The 23647-nt window shown below is 67.1% G+C and carries 24 protein-coding genes; 16 read left to right on the top strand and 8 right to left on the bottom strand.

Annotation, left to right across the window (positions count from 1 at the left end; all coding sequences use genetic code 11):
• The first annotated feature begins 123 nt into the window (after positions 1-123).
• Positions 124-927, top strand: a complete 804-nt coding sequence (locus ACT4ML_RS11580; RefSeq protein WP_444721006.1) for a hypothetical protein — start codon at positions 124-126, stop codon at positions 925-927.
• Positions 928-1116: 189 nt separating this feature from the next.
• On the opposite strand, the gene ACT4ML_RS11575 is transcribed toward ACT4ML_RS11580, so the two are convergent.
• Together ACT4ML_RS11575 and serB are read right to left on the bottom strand one after the other, a co-directional pair.
• Positions 1117-1497: a hypothetical protein gene (locus ACT4ML_RS11575; RefSeq protein ID WP_444721005.1), complete on the bottom strand. Its 381-nt coding sequence runs from the start codon at positions 1495-1497 to the stop codon at positions 1117-1119.
• A gap of 197 nt (positions 1498-1694) precedes the next feature.
• Positions 1695-2339, bottom strand: coding sequence for a phosphoserine phosphatase SerB (serB, locus tag ACT4ML_RS11570; protein ID WP_444721004.1), 645 nt, complete (start codon positions 2337-2339; stop codon positions 1695-1697).
• A 153-nt stretch (positions 2340-2492) separates the two neighbouring features.
• Here serB and ACT4ML_RS11565 point away from each other — a divergent pair, with 153 nt between their 5' ends.
• The 6 genes from ACT4ML_RS11565 to ACT4ML_RS11540 all read left to right on the top strand — a co-directional run bounded on the left by ACT4ML_RS11565 (position 2493) and on the right by ACT4ML_RS11540 (position 8621).
• Positions 2493-3170 (top strand): hypothetical protein, encoded by a 678-nt coding sequence (locus ACT4ML_RS11565; RefSeq protein WP_444721003.1) that lies wholly within the window; start codon positions 2493-2495, stop codon positions 3168-3170.
• 353 nt (positions 3171-3523) lie between these two features.
• The gene (serA, locus tag ACT4ML_RS11560; RefSeq protein ID WP_444721002.1) at positions 3524-5110 is read left to right on the top strand and encodes a phosphoglycerate dehydrogenase; all 1587 of its coding nucleotides are present in this window, start codon (positions 3524-3526) and stop codon (positions 5108-5110) included.
• A 170-nt stretch (positions 5111-5280) separates the two neighbouring features.
• Positions 5281-5649, top strand: a complete 369-nt coding sequence (gene hisI / locus ACT4ML_RS11555; RefSeq protein WP_444721001.1) for a phosphoribosyl-AMP cyclohydrolase — start codon at positions 5281-5283, stop codon at positions 5647-5649.
• Between the two features lies 1 nt (position 5650).
• Positions 5651-6829 carry a DUF7118 family protein gene (locus tag ACT4ML_RS11550; protein WP_444721000.1) on the top strand — a complete coding sequence of 393 codons (1179 nt, stop codon included), beginning with the start codon at positions 5651-5653 and terminating at the stop codon, positions 6827-6829.
• Between the two features lie 68 nt (positions 6830-6897).
• Entirely contained in the window at positions 6898-7293 is a 396-nt protein-coding gene (locus ACT4ML_RS11545) for a universal stress protein (RefSeq protein ID WP_444720999.1), read from the top strand.
• 185 nt (positions 7294-7478) lie between these two features.
• Positions 7479-8621, top strand: coding sequence for a sensor histidine kinase (locus tag ACT4ML_RS11540; protein WP_444720998.1), 1143 nt, complete (start codon positions 7479-7481; stop codon positions 8619-8621).
• A gap of 82 nt (positions 8622-8703) precedes the next feature.
• Here ACT4ML_RS11540 and glmM read toward each other — a convergent pair whose 3' ends face one another.
• Positions 8704-10080 carry a phosphoglucosamine mutase gene (glmM, locus tag ACT4ML_RS11535; protein ID WP_444720997.1) on the bottom strand — a complete coding sequence of 459 codons (1377 nt, stop codon included), beginning with the start codon at positions 10078-10080 and terminating at the stop codon, positions 8704-8706.
• 95 nt (positions 10081-10175) lie between these two features.
• On the opposite strand from glmM, the gene ACT4ML_RS11530 reads away from it, so the two are divergent.
• The 4 genes from ACT4ML_RS11530 to ACT4ML_RS11515 all read left to right on the top strand — a co-directional run bounded on the left by ACT4ML_RS11530 (position 10176) and on the right by ACT4ML_RS11515 (position 13346).
• Positions 10176-11039 carry an HVO_0234 family beta-propeller protein gene (locus ACT4ML_RS11530; RefSeq protein ID WP_444720996.1) on the top strand — a complete coding sequence of 288 codons (864 nt, stop codon included), beginning with the start codon at positions 10176-10178 and terminating at the stop codon, positions 11037-11039.
• 87 nt (positions 11040-11126) lie between these two features.
• On the top strand, positions 11127-11651 hold the full coding sequence (locus ACT4ML_RS11525; RefSeq protein WP_444720995.1) for a hypothetical protein: 525 nt from the start codon (positions 11127-11129) through the stop codon (positions 11649-11651).
• 193 nt (positions 11652-11844) lie between these two features.
• Positions 11845-12702: a ribose-phosphate diphosphokinase gene (locus ACT4ML_RS11520; RefSeq protein WP_444720994.1), complete on the top strand. Its 858-nt coding sequence runs from the start codon at positions 11845-11847 to the stop codon at positions 12700-12702.
• Between the two features lie 104 nt (positions 12703-12806).
• Positions 12807-13346 (top strand): heme NO-binding domain-containing protein, encoded by a 540-nt coding sequence (locus ACT4ML_RS11515; protein ID WP_444720993.1) that lies wholly within the window; start codon positions 12807-12809, stop codon positions 13344-13346.
• Between the two features lie 94 nt (positions 13347-13440).
• Here the strand turns inward: ACT4ML_RS11515 and ACT4ML_RS11510 are convergent, their stop codons facing one another.
• The 3 genes from ACT4ML_RS11510 to ACT4ML_RS11500 form a co-directional block, all read right to left on the bottom strand.
• Positions 13441-15528: a CARDB domain-containing protein gene (locus ACT4ML_RS11510; protein WP_444720992.1), complete on the bottom strand. Its 2088-nt coding sequence runs from the start codon at positions 15526-15528 to the stop codon at positions 13441-13443.
• Between the two features lie 301 nt (positions 15529-15829).
• Positions 15830-19036, bottom strand: coding sequence for an isoleucine--tRNA ligase (gene ileS, locus ACT4ML_RS11505; RefSeq protein ID WP_444720991.1), 3207 nt, complete (start codon positions 19034-19036; stop codon positions 15830-15832).
• Between the two features lie 95 nt (positions 19037-19131).
• Entirely contained in the window at positions 19132-19362 is a 231-nt protein-coding gene (locus ACT4ML_RS11500; RefSeq protein WP_138243406.1) for a hypothetical protein, read from the bottom strand.
• Positions 19363-19477: 115 nt separating this feature from the next.
• Between ACT4ML_RS11500 and ACT4ML_RS11495 the strand changes: the two genes are divergently transcribed.
• The 4 genes from ACT4ML_RS11495 (at position 19478) to ACT4ML_RS11480 (ending at position 21363) form a co-directional block, all read left to right on the top strand.
• Positions 19478-20176, top strand: a complete 699-nt coding sequence (locus ACT4ML_RS11495; RefSeq protein WP_444720990.1) for a uracil-DNA glycosylase — start codon at positions 19478-19480, stop codon at positions 20174-20176.
• Between the two features lie 66 nt (positions 20177-20242).
• On the top strand, positions 20243-20662 hold the full coding sequence (locus ACT4ML_RS11490) for an HIT family protein (RefSeq protein WP_444720989.1): 420 nt from the start codon (positions 20243-20245) through the stop codon (positions 20660-20662).
• A 95-nt stretch (positions 20663-20757) separates the two neighbouring features.
• The gene (locus ACT4ML_RS11485; protein ID WP_444720988.1) at positions 20758-21063 is read left to right on the top strand and encodes a hypothetical protein; all 306 of its coding nucleotides are present in this window, start codon (positions 20758-20760) and stop codon (positions 21061-21063) included.
• A 72-nt stretch (positions 21064-21135) separates the two neighbouring features.
• Entirely contained in the window at positions 21136-21363 is a 228-nt protein-coding gene (locus tag ACT4ML_RS11480; RefSeq protein WP_444720987.1) for a hypothetical protein, read from the top strand.
• Positions 21364-21365: 2 nt separating this feature from the next.
• On the opposite strand, the gene ACT4ML_RS11475 is transcribed toward ACT4ML_RS11480, so the two are convergent.
• Complete coding sequence (locus tag ACT4ML_RS11475) at positions 21366-22391, bottom strand: A24 family peptidase C-terminal domain-containing protein (protein WP_444720986.1); 1026 nt, start codon at positions 22389-22391, stop codon at positions 21366-21368.
• Between the two features lie 266 nt (positions 22392-22657).
• On the opposite strand from ACT4ML_RS11475, the gene ACT4ML_RS11470 reads away from it, so the two are divergent.
• The gene (locus ACT4ML_RS11470; RefSeq protein WP_444720985.1) at positions 22658-23164 is read left to right on the top strand and encodes an HPP family protein; all 507 of its coding nucleotides are present in this window, start codon (positions 22658-22660) and stop codon (positions 23162-23164) included.
• A 23-nt stretch (positions 23165-23187) separates the two neighbouring features.
• On the opposite strand, the gene ACT4ML_RS11465 is transcribed toward ACT4ML_RS11470, so the two are convergent.
• A complete protein-coding gene (locus tag ACT4ML_RS11465) occupies positions 23188-23634 on the bottom strand; it encodes a low molecular weight phosphatase family protein (protein WP_444720984.1) in 447 nt (148 codons plus the stop codon).
• Between the last annotated feature and the right edge of the window lie 13 nt (positions 23635-23647).

Genomic DNA, 23647 nt, shown 5'->3' with positions numbered 1-23647 from the left:
CTATATATTACGGATATTAGGTAGGTCGGAAGACGCTTCTAAACGGCGTTTCACGGTCGATAACCGAGATTCGTGAAAAATAGTGCCGAAAGGTATAATATCTCTCTGTCTGATGCTTCGATGATGTCAGACGGGAAGCAACTGGATTACGACGACGAACCGGCAGGGCAACAACAGCGGTCGCAGGCACAGCACCAGACGCTGGACGACGGGACTGATCTGCCGATCAAGGAGGGGGCAGTGTTCGGTGCTATCAGCGTGATCGCCACGTATCTCGCACACCTGTTCCTGACGATGATTACGACGGCACAGAGGACTCCGATAGCCGAGACGGTCGGGATCGGTGACGACGCATCGCTGGTCGTCACGGAGATGGTTCCGTCTTGGAAGGCCGGGGGCTGGAGTTATCTCAGCGTGTTCGGGACCGGATTCGAAGTCGACGGAGAGGCTGCAACGCTCGGTAACGCGCCGAATCACGCCGCCGCGTTCACGGGCGGTTCGTTCACGCTATCGACGCTGTTCCTGTTCCTCCTGACGGTCGGTGGCATCGTCGCCGCCGGCTACGCGGTCGCAAAATACACGGACGCTGACAACGCCGTCGACGCCGCCAAAGCCGGCGTCACCGTCACCCTCCCGTACCTCGTCTTCGCCGTGCTCGCGGCGTTCCTGATGAGCCACGCCTACTCCGAGGTGCCGACCGTGGAAGCACTTATTCGAGGCGAGCAGACCGGCGTGATCGGACTCGAGCAGGGAGACTACCTCAACGACGCGGGAGACTCGGTCCCCTCCGGCGTCGAGTTCGCGCCGTCGACCAGTGACGCGCTCCTCTTCGCGGGAATCATCGTGCCGGCCGTCCTCGGTACCGTCGGTGGCCTGCTCACCCAGCCTCGTGACGCGCTGGAGACCGTGATGGCGAAGGTCCAGTAACGAGACGAGAGAGCTTCGATCTCGAGACGGACAGTGTAGCAGGACGATTCATTTTTCACCGCGACCAACGCGGAGAACGGATCCGCGTTCGAATCGCCGCCGCTGAGAGCGAGCGTCGGACGACCGTCGAGCGGTCTACTGTCGAGAAGAACGGGAACGGGGAACGGATACAGACTGCGCGACGGAAGATTAGTACTGCTGCTGGTCGGGGCTGTGCTCGAACGGGGCGTACTGCTCGGCGTGAGTCGAGTCCGACCGTCGGCGAGCGAGCCAGTACTGTACGTCGGAGACGAACAGCGCGAGGTTTTCGCGGGCGACGAGTTTCATCGAGATGCCCTGGGGCGACCGGAACAGGGCGATCAGCGACCACATCGACCCGGCGGCGAACGCGCCCGTCGCGGAGAAGGTCATCCCGAGCGTGAAGAAGGTCATACTGTAAATGAACCCGATCCCCATCGACGGGAGGCTCGTGCCGAGAGGGACCCGCGCACTCGAGTCGCGCAGGGTCGGCGCGAGAAAGACGATCGAGAGGCCGCTTCCGAGCATGAATACGAAGTCTTGCCACATCATCAAGAGCACTTACTCGGCTATGAGTTAAAACTCTCTCGGTGGAGAAATGGGTCGTTAGACCTGAGAGTCGCCGAAAATTGACGGTTCGGCTCGATTAACGAGAACGGTGAGTAGCGACCGACTGTCCGGAATCGGGCGAGAGATGCGAACCGACAACAGCCGGTTACGAACGATAAATCGTGCGTATCGCCGACGGCTCAGTGGTCGGCGAGCACGCCGTCGTCGACCAGCGTCTCGCGGGCTTCGGCCATCGACGTGACGACGACGTCACAGTGGGGTTCGACCGCCGGCTTCGGCTCGAAGCCGATCGCCAGTCCCGCGACCTCGAGCATCGGCAGGTCGTTCGCGCCGTCGCCGACCGCCACGGTGTCCGCGAGGTCGACGCCGACGTCGTCGGCGAGGTCCTCGAGCGCGTCGTCCTTGGTGCCCTCGATCAGCGGCCCCTCGACCGCGCCCGTGAGTTCGTCCGCTTTCATCGGGAGTCGGTTCGAGACGATGTGATCGACGGCAACGCCCTCGCGCTCGAGAGCGGCCGCGACGCCGCGTTCGAACCCGCCCGTGAGGATGGCGGTGGTGACGCCGGCGTCGTTCAGTTCCGCGATGAGGTCGGCCGCACCCTCGCGGAGGACGACCTCGTCGAAGGCCGCTTCGGCCTCGGCCTCCGGCAGTCCCTCGAGCAGGGCCGCGCGCTTGCGCAGGCTCTCGGCGTACTCGATCTCGTCGTTCATCGCGCGCTCGGTGATCTCGTCCATGTCGGCGGCGACGCCGCGGCGGTCGCCGAGCAGCACGGTCATTTCGGAGTCGGAAAGCGTCCCGTCGAAGTCGAAAGCGACGACTGTCATTGCGCACCGATTGTCGGTCCCCGGATAAACCAGTTCAGGTTTCGGTTCCGCGACGGCTCGCCGTTGTGGCCGCGATCGGCCGCTCGAGACGGTACTGGTTCCACGCGTCGAACGACCGAAACGTATTCCCGGTCGTCGTTCGTTGCCGGGCACATGTCATCGAATCAGCAGTACGAGACGGGGCCCTCGCTCAAGGACGAGCGAGAGTTCGACGAGAGCGAGGACGACGGGGACAGCGGAAATGGCGACGATCCGACCGACGGTCCGCGTCGCAGGCGGCGAAAACTGGCCGTTTCGCCGTGGAAAGCCGGGCTCGCGTCGGGCGTGAGTGCCTTCGCGGTCGTCTACGCGGTGGCCTATCACTTCGTGAGCGTACTGATCGCAGTGTCGGGAACGGGAGCGGAGGACGAGCCGAGCCGGTGGATCCTCGCGGGGTTCGTGACGCTGGGGAGCCACGGTGCACCGATCGAACAGGGCGGCGAATCGATCGGCTTCGGATTTAGAATGGGTCAAGGCTTCCTCAGCCACGTTACCGCGCTCGTTCCGGTCGTCGTGTTGCTGGTCGCCGGCTATCTGCTCGTTCGCTCCGTCCGCCTCGAGACGCGTTCGGACGCCGGCCTCGCGCTCGGCTCGTTCGGACTGAGCTACCTCGCGATAGCGGTCGGCCTCTCGCTGATCGCCACGTGGACGCCCGAAGGGACTAATCCGGAGCCGATCACCGTCCCGACCGACGCATCCTTCTTTCTGACGATTGGCGGGACCGTCGTTGTCTTCGTCGCGATCGGAGCCGCCGTCGCCGCCGTCCCGGGACTGCTGGCCGATGACCGCTAAGGCCGGCGGTCGGCTGAGATGGTCGCTCGAGATCCGGTGCTGAAACGACTACGCGCTTTCGTCGACCGGGGTCTTGACGATCGTCACCGGTCGGGATCTCACCGGGAGGACGATCCGTGACGCCCGATCGACAGCGACGGGCCCACCCGCTGGCACACGGCTCCGAACTGCCCGGCGACCGCCGTCGGCTCGAGCGCGGATCGACTGCTCGTGTCACCAACACGAGACGGGCGACGCCGGGAGAACGGCACGGAGCCGTCAGTCCGGAAACGGACGCGCGGTCGACCGCGGTATTTTTTGCCACCTCCGACCACAACGGAAGGGTTTACATGCTCCACACGGTTGTCTCGCGCATGAAGGTTCTCGTCACGGATCCCATCGCCGATGCGGGTCTGGACGTACTCAGAGACGCCGGCCACGAGGTCGAGACGGGCTACGAACTCGAGGGCGACGACCTCCTCGAGGCGGTTTCCGACGCAAACGGCATGATCGTTCGCTCGGGGACGGAAGTCACCGAAGACGTCCTCGACGCCGCCGAGGAACTGGTCATCGTCGGCCGAGCGGGGATCGGCGTCGACAACATCGACATCGACGCCGCGAAAGACAACGGCGTCATCGTCGCCAACGCTCCCGAGGGGAACGTTCGCGCGGCGGCCGAGCACACCGTCGCGATGACGTTCGCGGCCGCGCGCTCGATCCCGCAGGCCCACATCCGCCTGAAGAACGGCGAGTGGGCGAAAAGCGACTACCTCGGCGCCGAACTCGACGGCAAGACGCTGGGCGTCGTCGGCCTCGGCCGCGTCGGACAGGAGGTCGCCAAGAAACTCGACTCACTGGGCATGGACATCGTCGCCTACGACCCCTACATCAGCGAGGAGCGCGCTGAGCGCATCGGCGCCGAACTCGTCGAGTTCGAGCCGTGTCTCGAGGCCGCCGACTTCGTGACCGTTCACACGCCGCTGACCCCCGAAACGGAGGGGCTGATCGGCGAGGACGAACTCGATCTGCTGGGCGACGGCTACCTGATCAACTGCGCCCGCGGCGGCGTCGTCGACGAGGACGCCCTCGCGGCAAAAGTCGAGGACGGCACCCTCGCCGGCGCGGCGCTCGACGTCTTCGCCGAGGAACCCCTCGCCGCGGACTCGCCGCTGCTCGAGCACGACGACATCATCGTCACGCCCCACCTCGGGGCCTCGACGGAGGCCGCACAGGAGAACGTCGCCACCTCCACCGCGGAGCAGGTCAACGCCGCGCTCGTCGGCGAACCGGTCGCGAACGCGCTCAACGCGCCCTCGATCGACGAGAGCGCGTTCCCCCGCGTCGAGCCCTACATCGACCTCGCCGAAACCGCCGGCAAGGTCGCCGCCCAACTGCTCGAGGGCCGTATCGAGACCGTCGAGGTCACCTACGAGGGCGACATCGCCGACGAGGACGTCGAGTTCGTCACCGCGAGCGCGCTCAAGGGCGTCTTCGAACCCCTCGAGTGGCAGGTCAACGCGGTCAACGCGCCCCAGATCGCCGAGGACCGCGGCGTCGACGTCACCGAGTCCAAGACCCGACAGGCCGAGGACTTCCAGAGCCTGATCTCCGTGACCGTCAGCAACGACGACGACGAGGTTTCGGTCGACGGCACGCTGTTCGCGGGCGACGACCCGCGCATCGTCCGCATCGACGGCTACCGCGTCGACGCCATCCCCCACGGCCGGATGGTCGTCACGCGAAACACCGACGAGCCCGGCGTCATCGGCCTCATCGGCTCCGTCATGGGCAACCACGGCGTCAACATCGCCGGCATGTTCAACGCCCGCGAGACCATCGGCGGCGAAGCGCTCACCGTCTACAACGTCGACAGCGAAGTCCCCGACGAAGCCAAAGCGGAACTCGAGGACGACGAGCGCGTCATCGGCGTCAGCGACATCACGCTGAACGGACAGGCCTGATCGGCCTCGGGGAGTCGAGTCGATACTGATCTAGGAGCGATTTTCTACACGATCCGATGGATCGAGTATCCGCATCTCGACGGCGTTTTTGATTCCGCCGTTTTCGAGCAGCGATGCGTGCCGCCACCAGCGGCAAAAGACCTATCGCTCGGCCGACCGATACCGCGAGTATGGACGACGACGTTTCGGTCGACTTCGGCGAGGACGGACTCGTCCCCGCCGTGGCACAGGACGCCGACACCGGCGAGGTACTGATGCTCGCGTACGTCTCGCCGGACGCCCTCGAGCAGACGCGCGAGACGGGGAGAGCGCACTACTACTCCCGGAGTCGGGACGAGCTCTGGGAGAAGGGCGCGACGAGCGGCCACGTCCAAGCCGTCGAAGAGGTCCGGGTGGACTGCGACGCCGACACGCTCCTCTATCTGGTCGACCAGGAGGGCGGCGCGTGTCACACCGGCCACCGGTCGTGTTTCTACCGGACGATCGACGGCGAGAACGTCGGCGAACAGGTGTTCGATCCCGACGCAGTCTACGAGTGAGATGAGCGAACGCGCCCCTCCCGCCGACGCCGGCTCGAGCGCTCCCGACCGGCGTACCGGCGAGCCGACGCCACTCGAGTCCCTCAAAGCCGCCCGGAAGCGGCTCGCGACGGCCGACGAACGGATCGCGGACCACGGCGAAGAGACCGTCGAGGAAGTGACAACGGCCTACCGGAACGCGACGACACTGCTCGAGGACTACGTCGACCGCGCGACCGGGACTGGCAAGGAGAACTTCCAGGCCTACATCGAACTCGAGGGGAAGTTCGACGGGCTCGTCTCCGGGCTGTCCGAGGATCTCCCCGAGTACGAGTCCTTCGAGGACGCGCTCGAGGCGATCGACAAGCGCCGGCTCAGCGAATCGGATTTCGAGCGCGCCCGCGAGTGTCTCGAGCCGGCCGCCGAGTACGCCGATCTGCTCGAGGAACGTGAGGCCGCCCGCGAGGAGGTGGCGGAGGCCCGAAAAGCGGCCGCCAAACGCCTGCGGGGACTGGGCGACGAGATCGACGAGCGCGAACGGCTGCTCGAGTTGGCGAACGCGGATCTCGACGCGCCGGTCGAGCGGCTGCGAGCGCCGATCGAGACCTACAACGAGGCCGTCCGTGAGGCGTTTGCAGAGTATCGACTCGAGGCCAGCGCGCGCGAGGTGTTCGACCTGCTCGAGCGCAGTCAGTGGTATCCGTTCGTGGACTACGAGCGGCCGCCCGACGACCTGGCGGGCTACGTGCGCGGGAATCCGGCCGGCGAGTACACGATCCCCGAACTGCTCGAGTACGCCGACTACTCCCGGTCGAAGCTCTCGCACTACGTCGACAGCGCGGACGAACTCAAGCGCAATGTGGCGACTCAGCAGACGTATCTCGACGGGATCGACGCCGAGCCGCTGACGATCGACTGGCCCCCTGAGCCGGCCGGCGCACTGCGCCGTCGGGCGCGGGAGTACCGCCCGTTCGTCACCCGGATCGCCGACGAAGACACCGTCGCGGCGCTGCGCGAGGTCCGCCTGCTCGCGACCGATCCCGACTACGACCGCCTGCAGACCGCCGCGCAGGCGGTCGCCCGACTCAGCCCCGCCGAGCGCGAGCGCCTGACCGACGGTCGCGTCGCGGACGAACTCGAGGCCCTGCGGACCGAACGGGAGCGACTCGAGGACGCGCTCGAGACCGAAGATCCGGTCTGAGTCGCGGGCCCGAACGCTCCGACGCCACCGCCCCCGGGTTTTAGCCGCTACTCTCCGAATGGTCGCGTATGACCAGACACGTCCTCGTCCCGATGGACGACTCCGAGCCGGCGAGAGCGGCGCTCGAGCATGCCCTCGAATGGGTTCCGTCCGATCGGCTGACAGTCGTCCACGCGGTCGACGACCTCGAGGCGGACTACGGCAGCGTCGTCGCGGGGGACGACGAACCGGAGTTCTTCGCCGACGTTCGTGCGCTCGCCGACGAGTACGACGAGGCGGTCGAGACGGCCGTCGTCACGGGGAGCGGGCCAGCCGACGCAATCCTCGAGTACGCGGCCGAAGAGAGCGTCGACGCGATCGTCATGGGCAGCGAGGGGAAGGCCGGCGTCTCTCGGGTGTTGCTCGGCAGCGTCGCGGAGGCAGTCACGCGGCGTGCGGAGATTCCGGTGACGATCGTTCCGTAATAGTGTACTCCTCGGACACAACGCTCGCGGTAACTACGAATGCGTAGTTACCGCCCGTCCAGTGTCACCTCACGATGAGTCAGCAGTGTGCCCTTTACCAAACGCTATGTTTCTAAGGTATTTTCAGTCGAATAAATCGGCCACGTGTCCCAAACTTCTACACAGAGGAGAGGACACGTGTATATATGGGTGAGCAGCGAGTAGCAAAGGCGCAGTTCGCTATCGTCGGCCTCGGAGTAACGCTGTTTCTCATCGCCGTCGCTCACCATACGAGAGAGTTTTTCGTACTGAATCGGGGAATCGGCCCAGTGGCAGCGATCCTATTAGATGGGCCGCTGGCTCTCGGATTGGTCTATGCCGGTTACCGGTTCTCGGACGCGGATTTCGATCGGGAGGATCACTGGCGGATCTCTTATTGGAGTCTCCTCGGTAGCGTCGTATTCGTGTCCGTAATGGGTGTGACGTTCCTCATCCGCATCCTCGAAGGACGGATCATCGCCGAACCGCTGTTTCCGCTCCTCACAGCGGCCGAAGCAGGCGGTTTAGCGGGCGTCATCGGCGGCTATTACAACGCTCGGTCGCGGAGAGATGCCAGGCAGGCGAGAGCGGCATACGAACGGGTAGAAGAACTAAACAAACAGCTCGAAGCCTCGAATGAGCGGCTCGAAGAGTTCGCCTACGCGGCCTCCCACGACCTGCAGGAGCCGCTTCGGATGGTCGTGAAGTACCTCGAGCTCCTGGACGAGCGGTACGGTGACCGATTCGACGGCGACGCCGAGGATTTCGTCGAGTACGCTATCGACGGGGCCGAACGGATGCAACGAATGATCGAAAGCTTACTCGCGTACTCCCGTATCGAGACGGACGCCGATCCGTTCGAGCCAGTGGATCTCGAGGCGATGCTGGAGGAGGTGTTGACCGATCTCCAGATCAAGATAGAGGAGCACGACGCCGAGATCACCGTCGAAGAGCTGCCCCGCGTGAAGGGAGACCGTGGGCAGTTGCGCCAATTGTTCCAGAACTTGTTGGATAACGCGATCCAGTATAGCGGTGACGAACCGCCCAGCGTTCGCGTGTCAGCCGAGGACGATGGCTCAGAATGGGTGATTTCGGTACGCGACGAAGGGATCGGCATGGACCCGGAGCAAACCGATCGCGTCTTCGAAGTCTTCCAGCGCCTTCATACACAGAACGAACACCCCGGCACGGGAATCGGCTTGGCGATGTGTAAACGGATCGTTGAGCGCCACGGTGGGGAGATCTGGATCGACTCCGCGCCCGGCGAGGGAACGACGTTCTCACTGACGCTGTCTGCGGTACCCGAGTAGAGCGGGGAGCCCTGCGCCGAGCTACGTCTCTGATTTGGCCGTCTACGACAACAGTCGCTGGCAACGTCAGGATAGCCCGGATTCAGACGTCGGCTTTCGCGTCGGCCAGCGCCTCGTACATGTCGCCCGCGAGTTCCGCGGCGCGGTCGCCGTCGCGGGCCTCGGCGTAGATCCGGACCAGCGGTTCGGTCCCGGAGGGGCGGGCGAGCACCCACGCGTCGCCGTGGTCCAGCCGGTAGCCGTCGCGGGTGTTGAGGTCGGCGTCTGCGGCGTGGGCCTGATTGGCCGCCGCGTCGAGCATCGCGTCGCGTTCGGCCGTCGACTCGTACTCGACGTTGCGCCGCACGTTCACGTAGCCGTCGTAGGGCGCGACGATCTCGCTGACCGGCCGCTGGGCGACCAGTTCGAGGAATCGGGCGGCCGTGTAGGCCCCGTCGCGCGAGAGCCGGTAGTCGGGGAAGAAGATCCCGCCGTTGCCCTCGCCCGCGATCGGCACCCGCTGGCCGTCGGCCTCGAGTTCCTCGATGCGCGTGATGATGTTCGTCGAGCCGATCGGGGTCAACTCGAGTTCGGCTCCGACCTCGCCCACCACGTCGACGAGCCGCTGGGAGACGTTGACCGCGGAGACGGTGGTATCGCCGGCCTCGAGTTCGGCGGCGGCGAGCGCGGCGAAGGTGGCGTCGCCCTCGACGTACTCGCCGGTTTCGTCGAAGAAGATGGCGCGGTCGGCGTCGCCGTCGTGGGCGATGCCGACGTCGGCCTCGGTCGCGCGGACGAGTCGGCCGAGATCGGTGAGGTTGTCGGGGACCGGCTCGGGGTCGCGACCGGGGAAGTGGCCGTCGGGCTGGCCGTTGACGGTGACGACGCGACAGCCGAGTTCCCGGAAGAATTCGGGGCTGGTCAGCGACCCCGCGCCGTGGCCCGGATCGAGCGCCACGGTGAGGTCGGCGTCGGCGATCGTCTCCCGATCCGCGGCCGCGAGCAGTTCGTCGACGTACTCCCGTCGAACGCCGTCGATCTCGCGGACGCGCCCCGTCTCGTCCCACGGGGCGACGGCGAAGGACTCCGCGAGCAGCGTCTCCTCGATCGTCTCGAGGGCGGAGATCGAGAGCTCGACGCCGTCGCTGCCGACGAGTTTGACGCCGTTGTACGGTGGCGGGTTGTGCGAGGCCGTGATGATGATCACGGGGACCCCTTCCCGTTCGGCGTGGGCCTGTGCCCCCGGCGTGGGGACGATCCCGAGGCGGTCGACGTCGGTGCCGGTACTCGCCAGCCCGCTGGCGGCCGCATCGGCCAGCATCCGTCCCGTGTGGCGTGTGTCGCGGGCGATCGCGACCCGGTCCCCACCGCGGCCGTCGCGCCAGATCGTCCCCGCCGCTTTCGCGACGCGCAGGACGAACGCGGGCGTCAACTCCTCGTTGGCGACGCCCCGCGTCCCACTCGATCCGAAGACTTGCATCACGCGCTAGTCTAACCGGCCCCCCCAAAGGGGTTCCGCAACCCGATTCCGACGCGGGACGGAACGTTTTCGGCCCGCCCCCGCAACGTTCCCGTATGGACTCGATCGAAGAGAAACGCGTCTACGGCGACCGCGAGGGGGCGATCACCGCCTACGTCGCGAGCGCGATCGGCGTCGTCCGCGTCCGCGTCGCCGGCGACACCGTCGGCGAGTTCGGCCTCTGCGAGCGCTGTGAGGCCCGGGATATCGCAGCGACCCGCGACGCCGTCGCCGTCGCGACCGACGAGGACGTTCGGATACGCGCGCTCGAGGACGGGGCCGACACCGACGACGCGGGCGACGAGCCGTTCGTCAAAACGGGCTTCGGCCCGGCGGTCGCCGTCGGCTACGACGACGGCGGCGATCTGATCGCAGCCGATCCGGACGGCCACCTCGCGTGTCGAGCGGCCGGGTCCGAGGAGTGGACCACACTCGAGGACGAGACCGTCGCCGCGGTGCGGGCGATCGACGGCGACCTCGTCGGCACCGACAGCGGCGTCTACCGCGCCCACGACGGCGGTCTCGATCACGCCGGACTGACGGACGTGCGGGACGTCTCGGCCGCCGGCGTCCCGCTCGCGGCCACCGCCGACGGCCTCTACAAGCTCGGCAACGGCTGGATGGAGATCCTCGAGGGGCAGTTCGACGCCGTCGCGGCGGACCCGCGCTCGGAGCCCGGGCGGCTCGTCCGCGCCCACGCGGTCGCCAGCGACGCGGTCTACGAGTACGCGGCCGACGACGACGAGTGGCGGGAGCGTGCGGGTGACCGCTCGAGCGGTCGGATCGTCGGCGTCGGCTACGGCGACACGGTGTACGCCGTCACGGAGTCGGGGACGTTCTGCTCGGCGAGCGATGGGGAGTGGCGGACGCGAACGCTGGGGGTCACCGGCGTCACGGGCCTCGCCGTTCCGCCGCGGTAGGCGGAACGCTACTCTCGAGTGCGGGACCGAGATCGCGGCCGATGTCTGACGGACGTTTATTTAGCCAGGATCACTCGCTTTCAGTACATGAACGAGCTACCGCGGCGACGGCTACTAGCTGCGACCGGCACCGCACTCACCGGTGCGGTCGCCGGCTGTATGGGCGGTGACGACGGAAACGGAGACGGCGGGAACGGAAACGGAGACGGGGACGAGAGCGCGGACCCGGAAACCGGGAGCGAAACCACCGAGGCGGCCAGCGGCACGCTGCTCGGAGAGATCTCCCTCGAGAACATGCACGACGAGGCGCACACGATCGACGTCATCGTCGAGTTCGGCGACGGCCCCGAGCACTGGTCGACCCACGAACTCCCCGAGAACGACGGCGCGGAACTCGAGCGAAACTGGCCGACCGAACCGGGATCGTTCAGCGTCATGTTCCGGCTCGACGGGGGAGAGCCGACGCAGGTGACGCCGGCGCGGTGGAACGATCCGGACTGTGTCAATCTCTTCGCGATGATCGGTCGCAACGGCGAACTGACGGTCCCGAGCACCACTGAGGGCGGTCCCTGCAGCAGCGGCGATGCGACCTTAGACGACGCCGAAGAGTGAACGGGCGGGTCGGCGAGGACTGGCACGATCGCGAACGGACTCGGCTCGAGTCGCGCCCAGCGATCGTTTAAGTGCTTCTGGTCACAAGGTGAAGCTACGAGGAGCTTTTCGCGGGAGACGGAACCGACGGACGAGCCGCCGCTCTCGGTCCGAGAACGAAAACTGGTTTAGCCCCCGGCCTGTCCCACCGACTATGATCGTCAGCGGATCCGCGTCGCAGGCTCTCGCCGCGGCGCTCGCACGCGACCTCGAAGAACCGCTCGCCGCCGTCGAGTACGACCGCTTTCCCGACGGCGAACTGCTCGCGGCCGTCCCCGGCGTCGCCGAGGCCGAGCCGGACCGAGCGGTGATCGTCGCCTCGACCGTCTCGAGCGACGCCCACCTCGAGGTGCTTCAGCTACAGGACGCCGTCCGCGAGGCCGGCGTCGAGGAGGTCGTCACCGTCCTGCCGTACATGGGCTACGGGCGACAGGACGACGCCTTCGAGCCGGGCCATCCCGTCTCCGCGCGTGCGGTCGCCCGCGCGATTTCGACCGGCGCGGACCGCGTGCTGACGGTCAATCCCCACGAGGAGGCCGTCTGTGACTTCTTCGAGCCGACGGCGACCGCCGTCGACGCGGCCGGGCGACTGGCCGAGCCCCTGCCCGAAACCCTTGCTGACCCCGTCTTTCTCTCGCCCGATGCGGGAGCCATCGAACTCGCCGAGACGGTCCGGGACACCTACGGCGCGGGCGAGACCGACTACTTCGAGAAGACCCGCCACTCCGGCACCGAGGTCGAAATCTCGCCGAGCGATGTCGACGTGGCCGGCCGCGACGTCGTCGTCGTCGACGACATCATCGCGACGGGGTCGACGATGAGCGAGGCCGTCGCCGTCCTCCGCGATCGGGACGTCGGTCGCGTCTTCGTCACCTGCGTCCACCCGCTGCTCGCCCGCGACGCCGTCACGAAGCTCTCGCGGGCCGGCGTCGAGGCGATCTACGGCACCGACACCATCGAGCGCGGCGTCGAGACCGTCTCGGTCGCACCGACGCTCGCGGCACACCTGTAACTAAACGGTTAAGTAGTATCCATACACTGGCTTAGTTGTTAGCGCGTGGCACGAGACCGGCTCGGCCACACGAGAAGCCGCGGACAACGGACCACAGCAGCCAGATGCACGGAATCGTCCACAAGACCCTCAAGGAATACGTCGTCGAGCGGACCGACGACGGCACCTGGGACACGATCGTCGAGCAGTCCGGCCTCGAGCCGCAGCTATATCTCCCCGTCTCGAACTACGACGACGAGGAGGTCGACGCCATCCTCGAGACGCTCTCGACGATGGCCACCCAAGACAGACACGCGATCGAGCGCGACTTCGGCAAGACGCTCGCCCCAGAGCTGCTCTCGACGTTCAGCGCCCACATCCGGCGCGACTGGGAGCTTCCCGAACTGCTCACCGGCTTCGAGGACGTCTACGACAACATCGAGACCGCCACGGATAACACCGAACTCCCGGACCTCTCCTGTACTCGCGAGGACGACCACGCGATCGTCACGTACGACACCCACCGAGAGCAGCGATACTGCGGGCTCGCCCACGGGATCCTCGAGGGCACCATCGCCGCGTTCGACGCGGACGCGCCCGTGACGAAAACCGCCTGCGTCGACGACGGTGCCGACGCCTGCCGGTTCCGCGTCGACCTCGAGTGATCGCCGGGAGTCTGATTCCGAGACCGATCGCAGCAGATTCGACTTCTCATCGGGGTTGACGGGAGAGCTACGAATCCGCGCACCTCCCCAACCGTCACCGGCGACGAGCCAACAGTGTACTCAGTAACGCCGCCGCGACGGCGACCAGCGCCGCCGGGACGCCGAAGCCGGGGACTTCCTCGAGGCCCGCGACCGCGCCGCCGCCGACATCGACGGTCGTCACCCGGTCGTGGACCGCGATCTCGTACCGCCCGTCCTCGTCGAACTGAATCTCGGCGTCGACCGTCGTCGTCTCGCCGGGCCGAATCGCGACCGGGCGCTCGGCGACGACGCCATCGACGGTCCGGAACGCGAGGACGGCCGCCCCCGGTCGATCGCCGGCGGCCTCGATCGTCGCGGTCGCGGTCACCGACTCGCCGGCGTCGATACCGTCGGGCGCGTGCTGCAGGTCGGTGACGGCCACGCTCCCGGACGACCTGACGACGGCGGTCAGTCGCTCCGAGCCGATCCGAATCGTGTACTCGCCCGGCTCGGACGGCGTCCACGAGAGGGCGTGGGTCGCCGTCGCTCCGGGCTCGAGGGTCCCCCGTCGAGTATCGACCACCCGTCCGCCCGCCTGTAGCGTCGCGTCGTAGGTTCCCGCCCGCTCGCCGGTGTTTTCGACCGTCGTCGGGATCGTCACGGACTCGCCCGCCGGGACCGCGATGACGGCGCGGTCCTCGCCGTCGGTGCGGCCGAGGTCCGACGCGCTCCAGCGGGGCCACTCCTGTCCGGCCACCGCGAGCGATTCGGCCTCGATTCCGTACTCGAAGGCAGCGACCGACTGCCCGAAGGCGGCCTCATGCTGGCTTCGGTTCCACATCTCCGGCGTCGCCTCGGTTTGCGTGTACCGCTCCGCGGCGGCGCGAACGTCCGCCCCGCCGGCGTCCTCGACCGCTCGCAGGAAGTCCGTCTCGGTCACCGTCTCCTCCCGTGCGTTCAGCGTCCGGAACACGTCCTCGAGCGTTCGATCGCCGTCGGTGGCGAGCCGGAGCCGGCGGTCGATCTCGCCGGCGACGAGGGCCCCTTTCGCGTAGTCGGTCTCCGGATCGTCCCACGTCGACCCGTCGGCGAGGACGCCGTCGGTGTAGCGTGATCGCTCTCCCCGCTCGAGGAGGGTGCTGAACTCGCCGAACTCGGTGTGCCCGCTCTCGAGGGCGAGCAGGCCCGCGTAGTAGTCGGCCTGCCCCTCGACGACCCAGTCGGCCTCGGGCGCGGTGGCGACCGCCGTCGTCGAGAAGCGCTGGCGGACGTGGACGTACTCGTGGAACCAGACCGGGTTCCGCTCGTCGAGCGTGGCGTCCTCGACGACCCACGCGTCCGACTGGCCGTACTGGATCCCCCGGTTCGAGCCCCAGTCGACGTCGCTCGGAACCGCGACCATGAACACCTCGTCGCTTCGCATGCCGACCTCGAGCCGCCCGCTCGCGTCCGCGAGGGCCGTGAGGATATCGTCGGGCGACTCCTCGAGGTCGGCGACCTCGGGCACGGCCAGCCGGAACGTCTCCCCGTCGACGTCGCGTTCGTACTCCTGTACCTCGCCGAAGAACGCGATGTCGCCGCCGGTCGCGCCCAGGCCGTCGACGGTCACCGTCTCCTCGATGCCGACCGGCTCGGTCCGACGCAGCGAGATCGCGACGTCGGGGACCCCCACGACGCCCCACTCGCCGGTGTCGACGAACGTGTACCCCGCGCTCGAGTCGGTCCCCCGCTGCTCGCCGCCGCCGCGCTGATCCGCCGGCATCGCGTACCGGATCGTCGGCTCGGCGGTTTCCTCGTCCCACTGGAAGGTCCGCTCGCCCGTCCGCTCGAAGCCCGCGACGGACTCGACGGTCGCACCCCGCTCGAGTTCGATCTCGAACTCCGTGACGGGATCGGGGACCCGGAAGGTCATCTCCGTCCCGAACGTCTCGGGGTCGTCCGGCCGATGCCGGAGGACGGTCGTCCGGTGGAAGACGTCGTCAGCGCCGGTGCTCGTCCCGACCGCAGCGAAAGACTGGCTCGACTCGAGTTCGGACCCCTGCACGGACTCGGCAGTTGCCGAGGGCTCGATGGCGCTCCCCGACTCGAGGGTGACAGCGCCGGCGGGTAGACTGGTGGCGAGCAAGACGACGAACGCGAAGACGGCGACCCGGGATTTCACTAGCCAATGCTGGCCAGTCAGCGCTCAAGACGTTTATGGCAGCGATACTGTCACGTCCAGAAGAAACAGATCCAAACCAGAACGATAGAGAAACGGGAATACCGCGGCGGGTCAGTCCGACGCTTCCGCCGCCGCCAGCGGTTCGATCGCGATCTCGGCATCCACCTTTTTCCGCTCGGGTGACTCACTCCGGTCGTCACCCCTCGCGCAAAAATCTGTCTGGCGAGAGCAAAGCTCTCGCTGACCTTGCTTCGCTCCGCTCAGCAAGAGACCAAAAAGCCGCCTCACTACGTTCGGCGGACTAGTCAGACGCTTCCGCCGCCGCCAGCGGTTCGATCGCGATTTCCATCGTCACGCCTTCGACGTCCCACTCCTTGCGGTGGCCGTCCTCGACCGGGCGGCGCTCGTCGGCGCGGACTTCCTCGCTGACCAGGTCCTCGTGGTCGGCAACGAGGTCGGCGATGCGGTCGTCGTCGATCTCGAGTTCGAGCGCGATCCGCTCCTCCACGTCGAGATCGAGGTCCTTGCGCATCTCCTGAACGCGGCGGATGACCTCGCGGGCGTAGCCCTCGCTCTCGATGTCGTCGGTGAGCGAGGCGTCGACGTAGGCCACGCCGCGGTCGTCGCCGTCGGTGCCGAAAGCGGTGCCGGCGACGTCGTCGGGCGTCTGCGTGACGAACGAGACCATCTCGTCGGTGATCTCCTCGCCGTCCTCGAGCGCGTCCGCGACGGCGTCCTCGATCGCCTCGAGGCTCGGCTCGTCGATGCGGGCCTCGTTGAGCGCGTTCATGACCTGTCCGGCGCGGTCGCCGAAGGCCGGCCCGAGTTCGCTCATGTCTGCCTCGGCACTGTACTGCAGTTCGCCCCAGCGATCCTCGGGCGAGACGAGTTCGATCTCGCGGGCGTTGAGCCGGTCCTCAAGCAGCCCGGTGTGGCGCTCGACGGCCTCGACGACCCGGTCGTCGTCGGCGGCGACGACGACGCGCGGAACGGGCCAGCGGAGCTTGCGGCCGGCCTGCTGCCGGGCGTTCGCGCCGGCCTCCTCGATCGCGCGGAGGAGAGCGACGTCCTCCTCGAGTTGCTCGTCCTGCCAGTACTCGTCGACTTCGGGCCAGTCCTCCATGTGGACGGTGTCGAACCCGTTCTCGCCGGTCAGCGTGCCGTAGATCTCCTCGCTGATGAACGGCGCGTACGGCGCGAGCAGCGCGACGCTCTCCCGGAGGACCCGGTAGATCGTCGCGTAGGCGGCCTGCTTCGAACCGCTGTCCTCTTCGGCCCACATGCGCTCGCGGACCGCCTGCACGTAGAACCGCGAGACGTCTTCGACGACGAACTCGAGCAGGGCGTCGATCGCCTTGTCCTGCCGGAAGTCCTCGAAGTGGGCGGTCATCTCGGCTTTGGTGGACTGCAGCCGAGCGAGCACCCACTCGTCGATGAGCTCGAGGTCCGAGTCGACGTCCTCGAGCGTCGTCTCGGTGGGGTCGAACTCGTCCAAGCGCATGTACGGCAGCGGGAACCGGAAGACGTTCCACAGGGTCCGGAGGTGGTTCTCCATCGTCTGCATCCCGTCCCACGAGAAGCGCATGTCGTCGCCCTGCGGGTTGTTCGACAGGAGGAACAGCCGCATGGTGTCCCGGCCGTGGCGGTCGATCGCCTCGTGGGGATCGATCAGGATGTCCTTGGACTTGCTCATCGCGCGGCCGTCGGGCATGAGCGCGTGGCCGTGCATCAGGACCTCCTGATACGGACTCTCGCCGAGCGCGGCGGTGCCCATCCCCAGCTGGGACCAGAACCAGCCCCGCGTCTGGTCGTGGGCCTCGAGGATGAAGTCGGCAGGCCAGAGCTCGTCGAACTCGCTGTCATCGGCGGGGTAGTTGAGCGTGCCCCACGACGCGACCGAGGAGTCGAGCCAGACGTCGAACACGTCCTGCACGCGTGTGTAGGTCGTCCCGTCCTCGGTGATCGTCAAGTCGTCGACGGTGTCCTTGTGGAGGTCGACCGCGTCGGGGTCGATATCCTGATCGACGCGCTCGGCGAGTTCCTCGCGGTCGCCGACGACGATCATGTCCTCGTCGTCGTCGCGGTCTTCGGGGGTCCACACCGGGAGGGGGATACCCCAGTAGCGCTGTCGCGAGACGTTCCAGTCGGGGGCCTCCTCGACGAAGTCCCGGAAGCGGTTGTCGCGGGCCCACTCGGGGTGCCACTCGCTGTCCTCGATGTTCTCGAGGAGTTCGTCCTTGACGTCGGTGATCGTGATGAACCACTGGTCGGTGACGATCTGGAGGATCCCCGTGTCACAGCGCCAACAGTGGCCGTAGCTGTGCTGGACGGTCCCCGACGCGAGCAGCGCGCCGTTCTCGTCTAAGTCGGCCGTAATCTCGTCGTCGGCGTCCTTGACGAACTGCCCTTCGTACTTGCCGGCTTCCTCGGTGTAGACGCCGTCGCCGCCGACGGGGCAGAAGATCGGGAAGCCGAGTTCGCGGCCGCGCTCGAAGTCCACTTCACCGTGGCCGGGCGCGGAGTGGACGAGCCCGGTGCCGTCCCCGCCCGTGTCGACGTAATCGGCCGCGTAGACCTCGAACGCGCCCTCGGCGTCGACGTGGTCGGGAACCTCCTCGGCCAGCGGGTGCTCGTAGGACCAGCCGAGCAGGTCCTCGCCCGTGTGCTCCTCGACGACCTCGTAGTCGTCGTAGCGGCCTTCCCGCAGAACTTCCTCGTGTTTGGCTTCGGCGACGTACAGCAACTCTTCTTCGCCGTCTTTCTCCGCGCGGACGCCGACGTAGTCGCCCTCCTCGTCGACGGCGACGAACGTGTTCGCCGGGACCGTCCACGGGGTCGTCGTCCAGATGACGAGTTTGCCCTCGCGCTCGGCGAGGTCGAATTTCACGTAGATCGAGGGGTCCTCGACGTCCTCGTACTCGACTTCGTTGTTCGCGATGGCGGTCTCACAGCGCGGACACTGCGAGATCGAGCGGTGGCCCTTCTCGACCAAGCCGCGGTCGGCGGCCTTCGAAAAGCCCCACCACGCCGCTTCCATGTACTCGGGTTCGACCGTCTTGTAGGGGTCGTCCCAGTCCATCCAGACGCCGAAGTCCTGAAAGTCCGACTGGAGCCCCTCGAGTTGTTCCTCGGCGTAGTCCTTACACTCCTGAATGAAGTTCTCCTCGCCGAACTCCTCGATGTCCTTCTTGTTCTCGAAGCCCAGTCGCTCCTCGACGCGGGTCTCGATCGGGAGCCCGTGCATGTCGTAGCCCGGCCGATCGGTGACGTCGTACCCCTGCATCCGCAGGAAGCGCAGGTAGACGTCCTTCAGCGACTTGTTCCAGGTGGTTCCCATGTGCGCCGATCCCGACGTGTACGGCGGGCCGTCGACGAAGAAGTAGGACTCGCCGTCCGATCGGTGCTCGACCGTCTGCTCGTAGGCGTCGACGTCGTCCCAGTACTCGAAGACCCGCTGCTCGAGTTCGTGTGGGTCGTACTGGTCGTCGACCTCGTCGAACCTGCTCATACCCGACCTAATCGCCTCCGGCAGTAAAGAGGAATCGATATTGCAGGTCGCTCGCGGAAAGTTGGCTCGAAAACAAAGACGGCGCTCGCGGCCCCTCAGACGTACTGCGAGAGGACCTTCTGGTACCCCAGTCCGTACGCGCCGGCATAGAGCATGACGCCGCCGAGGGCGGCCAGCCACAGCGCGATCATCGCCTCGCCGGCCCCGTAGTGTTGCAGGCTCGCCTGTTCGACGAGGACGCCGCCGACCGTCAACGCACCGGCGACGACGGTATAGAGGAGCAGTTGGAGTGATTCCGCGAGTAGTTCCGGACCGATCGATGTCATTAGCCCGCTGTTACCCGCCCATCGAACGTAAACCTGTCCCCTCGCGTGCGACGCGACCGCACGACACGACTGCATGAACCGACTCGCATAACTCGTTGCAGACGTATCCCCGTGTGTGCCCGCGCCCGACACCGACTCCGATACCGCGCCCGATTCGGCCGCGACCGGAGAGCCGCCCTACCCGACCGATCGCAACGTCCTCGAGCCCGATTGCGCCCGCTGTCCCGCCCTCGCCGAGAACCGCGAGTGCATCTCGTGGGGAACCGGCGACCTCGAGGCCAGCGTCGTGGTCGTCGGCGAAGCCCCCGGCTACGGCAACCCCGAGGCCGACCCGTGGCGGGGCGGCAACTGGACCGGCAAGGCCTACACCTCGCGCCACTCCGGCCGGCGCATCCGCCGGATGGTCGAGCAGGTCGGCTACGGCGACGACGCCTACTACACGAACGCCGTGAAATGCTTTCCCGCGGAGCCCGACGACCGCGCCACGAACCGCGAACCCACCGCCGAGGAGCGCGCGAACTGCCGCACCCACCTCCTGACCGAACTCGAGCAAGTCGATCCGACGGTCGTGCTCGCGACCGGCAAGCACGCGACGCAGACGGTGCTCGCCGCTGAGGATCGAGAACTCGAGGGCTTTATCGACAGCGTGCTCGAGCCGGTGTGGTGTGAACGGCTCGACGTTCACCTCGTGCCGATCCTGCATCCGTCCTATCAGGACGTCTGGATCGGCCGGCTGGGGTACGAGCCGGAAGAATACCTCGAGGCGATCGGGGAGACGCTCGACGACCTGTGTGCTCCCGGCGAGTACGCGTAGCTGCACCCCCGCGCCCCGTCGAATCGTCGGGTAACTTTCATACGACGAGACGACGCACACTCGAGTATGAGTACGATCTTCAGCCAGATCGTGGAGGGAGAGATCCCCGCGCGAATCGTGTACGAGGACGAGGAGACGGTCGCCTTTCTGGACGCCAACCCGCTCGCGCCGGGCCACACGCTGGTGATCCCGAAAGACGAGTACGAGCGGCTGAACGACGTGCCCGACGACGTCGCGACGGACCTCTACGCGACGATTCATCGCATGGTCCCCGCCGTCGAGGCGGCGGTCGACGCCGACGCGACCACCGTCGCGTTCAACAACGGCGAGGAGGCCGGACAGGAGGTCCCACACGTCCACTGTCACATCATCCCGCGCTTCGAGGGCGACGGCGGCGGCCCCATCCACGCCGTCGCGGGTGACCGGCCCAGCCTCGCCGACGACGAACTCGACGACATCGCCGACGATATCGAGTCTCGGGTCTGATTCCGCCGGAGACTCGAGCCGGACTCGATCGACGGCCGACATCGGCGAAGATGTTCGCAGCGAGATCCTTGCGCCGCCGCCGTGATCGGGGATACATGAGCGATCGAGAGGCGGCCCTCGAGGACCTCGCAACGAGGCTCCGCGGATACGACGCCGTCAGCGACGCCTTCCTCGCGAAGAGTTTCACCGATCGCCACCTGATCCTCGACCTCGAGGCGGGCGAGTCGGTTCCGCTGGAAGTCCGCGAGTTACTCGTCGATCACGACCTTCGCGGGGCCAACGAGGTGTACGGGAACGGCGGCGAGAACCCGTCGTTTGCGGGCGATCTCGACAACGGGACGCGCCACCAGTTCGTCGACACGCGGACCCGCGGCGACCACCAGTCGTACGTCGTGGACTGACCCCGCCGACCGCCGTTGGCTGCTGCCGCAGGCCGCCGTGACGTTTTTACGATCACCGGACGAGTCTCGCGTATGACCCTCGCCGGCATCGTCGCTCAACTTCGCGCCCACCCCGTCGCCACGGTCCTCGAGGTCGGGAGCGTCCTCGTCTGTTGTCTGCTGTTCATCGGGACGTTCGTCCTCCTCTCGAGCGGGGTGCCGACTGGGAGGGGTGACCCGTGGCTGGCGCTGATCGGCGTCGGCGTCGCCTTCGTGCTCTTCTGGACCGTCGTCGTGCCGCTGTACGAGCGGACGCTGTAGCGTCAGAACACCGTTCCCAGCAGCAGGTCGCCGTAGACCAGCGCGATCACCAGTCCGGCGAACACCGGGACGAGGAACGGCGTTCCCGGCGAGATCCAGACCGTCTCCTCCTCGGCGAGCACCTCGAGGCCCTCGCGCAGCGTCTCGGGGGTCGTGCCGTAGGCCGAGCCGTCGATGTCCGCGAGGAACGCGTCGGCCCCCCACGGATCGTCGTAGTCGGCTGGTTGCGATTCCGGTTCCGCCGAAGGAGTTTCATCGGCGGCAGCCGACTCGAGCGCGCCGCCGTCGCTGCGAGGTGTGTCCGCGGTCACCGCGCCGTCGGTCGGCGGGTTCGGCTCGGCGGGGAGCGTGTCCGGATTCCGGTAGCGCGCGGGCGCGTCGCGGACGTCGGCCAGCGAGATCCCCCGCCAGCGCAGGTACATCCGCAGTGCGTCGAGGTCGAGTCCGCCTCGAGAGAGCCCCGTCGGCGTCGAGAGCAGGCGGCCGTGGGTCTCCGGAATCCGATCCCACGAAATCGGCCAGCCGACGAACATGACCGGGGCGATCCGGCCCGCGGCGGCGTTGCGGACGGCGAGGACGACCGGCAGCGCGACGCCCACGAGAACGGCGTTCGTCAGGATGGTAAACGAGAACGTCCCGATGTCCGTCGCCCCGGCGAGCGGGAGCGTCCGCGATCCCAGCGCGTACTCGGGAAAGGTCGGAAAGAGCACGGCGAGGACGAGCAGGGCCTTCGCGTCGGCCCCGCCGAAGCCGCCGAACCACCAGAACAGGTAGGCGATGGGGACGACCAACCCGAGGCTGATCGCCGTCGGAATCAGGAACTCGAATGTCCACGCGTTCCCGCCGGCGGCCCACGCCAGTCGGGCATCCCAGCAGAGTAGGACGGCTCCGAGAAGCGCGAGGGGGATCCAGACGGTACTCGAGACGCGCCGGGTCTCGATGTCGCGGTAGGCGACCAACGCGAAGACGGGAACGGCGACGAGTCGAAGGAGGTCCGGACCCGTCGCGACGGCACCAGCGATCGTCACGACCGTTCCTCCGAAGCGCGGTACCGTTACGTTTTCGGCCTCCCGACCCGCCGGCGTCGGCGGGTGAGTCGCGTCGGCCTCGGACTCGAGGGACCCGACGGCGGCTGACTCCCGGTATTACCGGCGTGTCACGGGAGATACCGCTAAAAGTGAACGCTGCGACCGGTTGTGGCGGCGATCGGTCGACTTCGGGCGATTAATCGACCGAATCGGTGGAAATCGTGACAGCGAACGGCATATCAGGCCGTCCCGCCAAAGCGACGATAATGAGGGAGGGTGCGGCGTTCTCGACCCTGTACGTCGGCGTTTTACTCGCGGTTCCGGGACTGCTGGCGTGGGTGACCGGGCAGGCGTTTATCTTCCCGAGTCTCGGCCCCTCCGCTTTCCTGCTCGCGACGGTCCGGGAGGGGGAGGTGACCGTGCCTCGACGCGTGATCGGCGGTCACGTCATCGGCGTCGCGGCCGGGCTGGTGGCGTATCACGCTATCGCGCCCGAACTCGGCGTGAGCGTGACCACGGCCGCGCCGATGCTCGCGACCGCACAGCTCCGCTTCGTCGCCAGCGGCGTGGTCGCCGTCGTCCTCACTTCGGGCGGGATGCTCGCGACCGAGACGGTTCACCCGCCCGCCTGCGCGACGACGCTGATCGTCTCGCTCGGCTTGCTCCCCTCGCTCGCCGACGGTGCGCTGATCGTCTTCGCCGTCGTCGTCCTCGTCGGCGTCCACGAACTCGTCACCCACGACCGCTCGTTCGGCGATTACGTACCGACCTGAACCGAACGACGGGAGCGCTCGAGTTACGCGGGATCGCTGAACTCGTCGAACAGCGCGACGACCCGCCGCTCGATGTCGTCGCGGATTTCGCGGACATCCTCGAGGTCGCTCCCGTCGGGATCCTCGAGCGCCCAGTCGCGGAGGTCAACGTCGGCGCCGACCTCGCCGACGTCGAGCGTCGAACAGCCCATCGTCGCGACGGTGTCACACGACCGGCATTCCTCGAGCGAGATCTCCCGCGGCGTTCGGTCGGCGATATCGAACCCCGCCTCGTCCATCACCTCGATCACTTCCTCGTGGACGCGATCCGCGGGGTTGGTCCCGCCGGTGCGGAGTTCGACGCGGTCCTCGAGGCCGCGGCGCTCGCGTTCGCGCTCGGCGAACGCGGTGGCCATCTGGGAGCGGCCCGCGTTTTGGACGCAGATGAAGGCGATGCGAATCGGGTCGTCTGCGGTGGATTCCGTTGCCATGATCGTGGGTTAT

Source organism: Natrinema sp. LN54, from assembly GCF_052439245.1.
Taxonomy (GTDB): domain Archaea; phylum Halobacteriota; class Halobacteria; order Halobacteriales; family Natrialbaceae; genus Natrinema; species Natrinema versiforme_A.
Note: the sequence above shows the minus strand (reverse complement) of the source record. Positions and strands in the feature narration are given on the sequence as shown.

Coding starts and splice junctions, on each gene's coding strand:
- hisI (WP_444721001.1), top strand. CDS start 5,281: ATGGACGACGACGTTTCGGTCGACTTCGGCGAGGACGGACTCGTCCCC.
- ACT4ML_RS11485 (WP_444720988.1), top strand. CDS start 20,758: ATGAGCGATCGAGAGGCGGCCCTCGAGGACCTCGCAACGAGGCTCCGC.
- ACT4ML_RS11565 (WP_444721003.1), top strand. CDS start 2,493: ATGTCATCGAATCAGCAGTACGAGACGGGGCCCTCGCTCAAGGACGAG.
- ACT4ML_RS11515 (WP_444720993.1), top strand. CDS start 12,807: ATGCACGGAATCGTCCACAAGACCCTCAAGGAATACGTCGTCGAGCGG.
- ACT4ML_RS11530 (WP_444720996.1), top strand. CDS start 10,176: ATGGACTCGATCGAAGAGAAACGCGTCTACGGCGACCGCGAGGGGGCG.
- ACT4ML_RS11520 (WP_444720994.1), top strand. CDS start 11,845: ATGATCGTCAGCGGATCCGCGTCGCAGGCTCTCGCCGCGGCGCTCGCA.
- ACT4ML_RS11470 (WP_444720985.1), top strand. CDS start 22,658: ATGAGGGAGGGTGCGGCGTTCTCGACCCTGTACGTCGGCGTTTTACTC.
- ACT4ML_RS11550 (WP_444721000.1), top strand. CDS start 5,651: ATGAGCGAACGCGCCCCTCCCGCCGACGCCGGCTCGAGCGCTCCCGAC.
- ACT4ML_RS11545 (WP_444720999.1), top strand. CDS start 6,898: ATGACCAGACACGTCCTCGTCCCGATGGACGACTCCGAGCCGGCGAGA.
- ACT4ML_RS11575 (WP_444721005.1), bottom strand. CDS start 1,497: ATGATGTGGCAAGACTTCGTATTCATGCTCGGAAGCGGCCTCTCGATC.
- ACT4ML_RS11465 (WP_444720984.1), bottom strand. CDS start 23,634: ATGGCAACGGAATCCACCGCAGACGACCCGATTCGCATCGCCTTCATC.
- glmM (WP_444720997.1), bottom strand. CDS start 10,080: ATGCAAGTCTTCGGATCGAGTGGGACGCGGGGCGTCGCCAACGAGGAG.
- ACT4ML_RS11500 (WP_138243406.1), bottom strand. CDS start 19,362: ATGACATCGATCGGTCCGGAACTACTCGCGGAATCACTCCAACTGCTC.
- ACT4ML_RS11525 (WP_444720995.1), top strand. CDS start 11,127: ATGAACGAGCTACCGCGGCGACGGCTACTAGCTGCGACCGGCACCGCA.
- ACT4ML_RS11480 (WP_444720987.1), top strand. CDS start 21,136: ATGACCCTCGCCGGCATCGTCGCTCAACTTCGCGCCCACCCCGTCGCC.
- serB (WP_444721004.1), bottom strand. CDS start 2,339: ATGACAGTCGTCGCTTTCGACTTCGACGGGACGCTTTCCGACTCCGAA.
- serA (WP_444721002.1), top strand. CDS start 3,524: ATGAAGGTTCTCGTCACGGATCCCATCGCCGATGCGGGTCTGGACGTA.
- ACT4ML_RS11540 (WP_444720998.1), top strand. CDS start 7,479: ATGGGTGAGCAGCGAGTAGCAAAGGCGCAGTTCGCTATCGTCGGCCTC.
- ACT4ML_RS11580 (WP_444721006.1), top strand. CDS start 124: ATGTCAGACGGGAAGCAACTGGATTACGACGACGAACCGGCAGGGCAA.
- ACT4ML_RS11490 (WP_444720989.1), top strand. CDS start 20,243: ATGAGTACGATCTTCAGCCAGATCGTGGAGGGAGAGATCCCCGCGCGA.
- ileS (WP_444720991.1), bottom strand. CDS start 19,036: ATGAGCAGGTTCGACGAGGTCGACGACCAGTACGACCCACACGAACTC.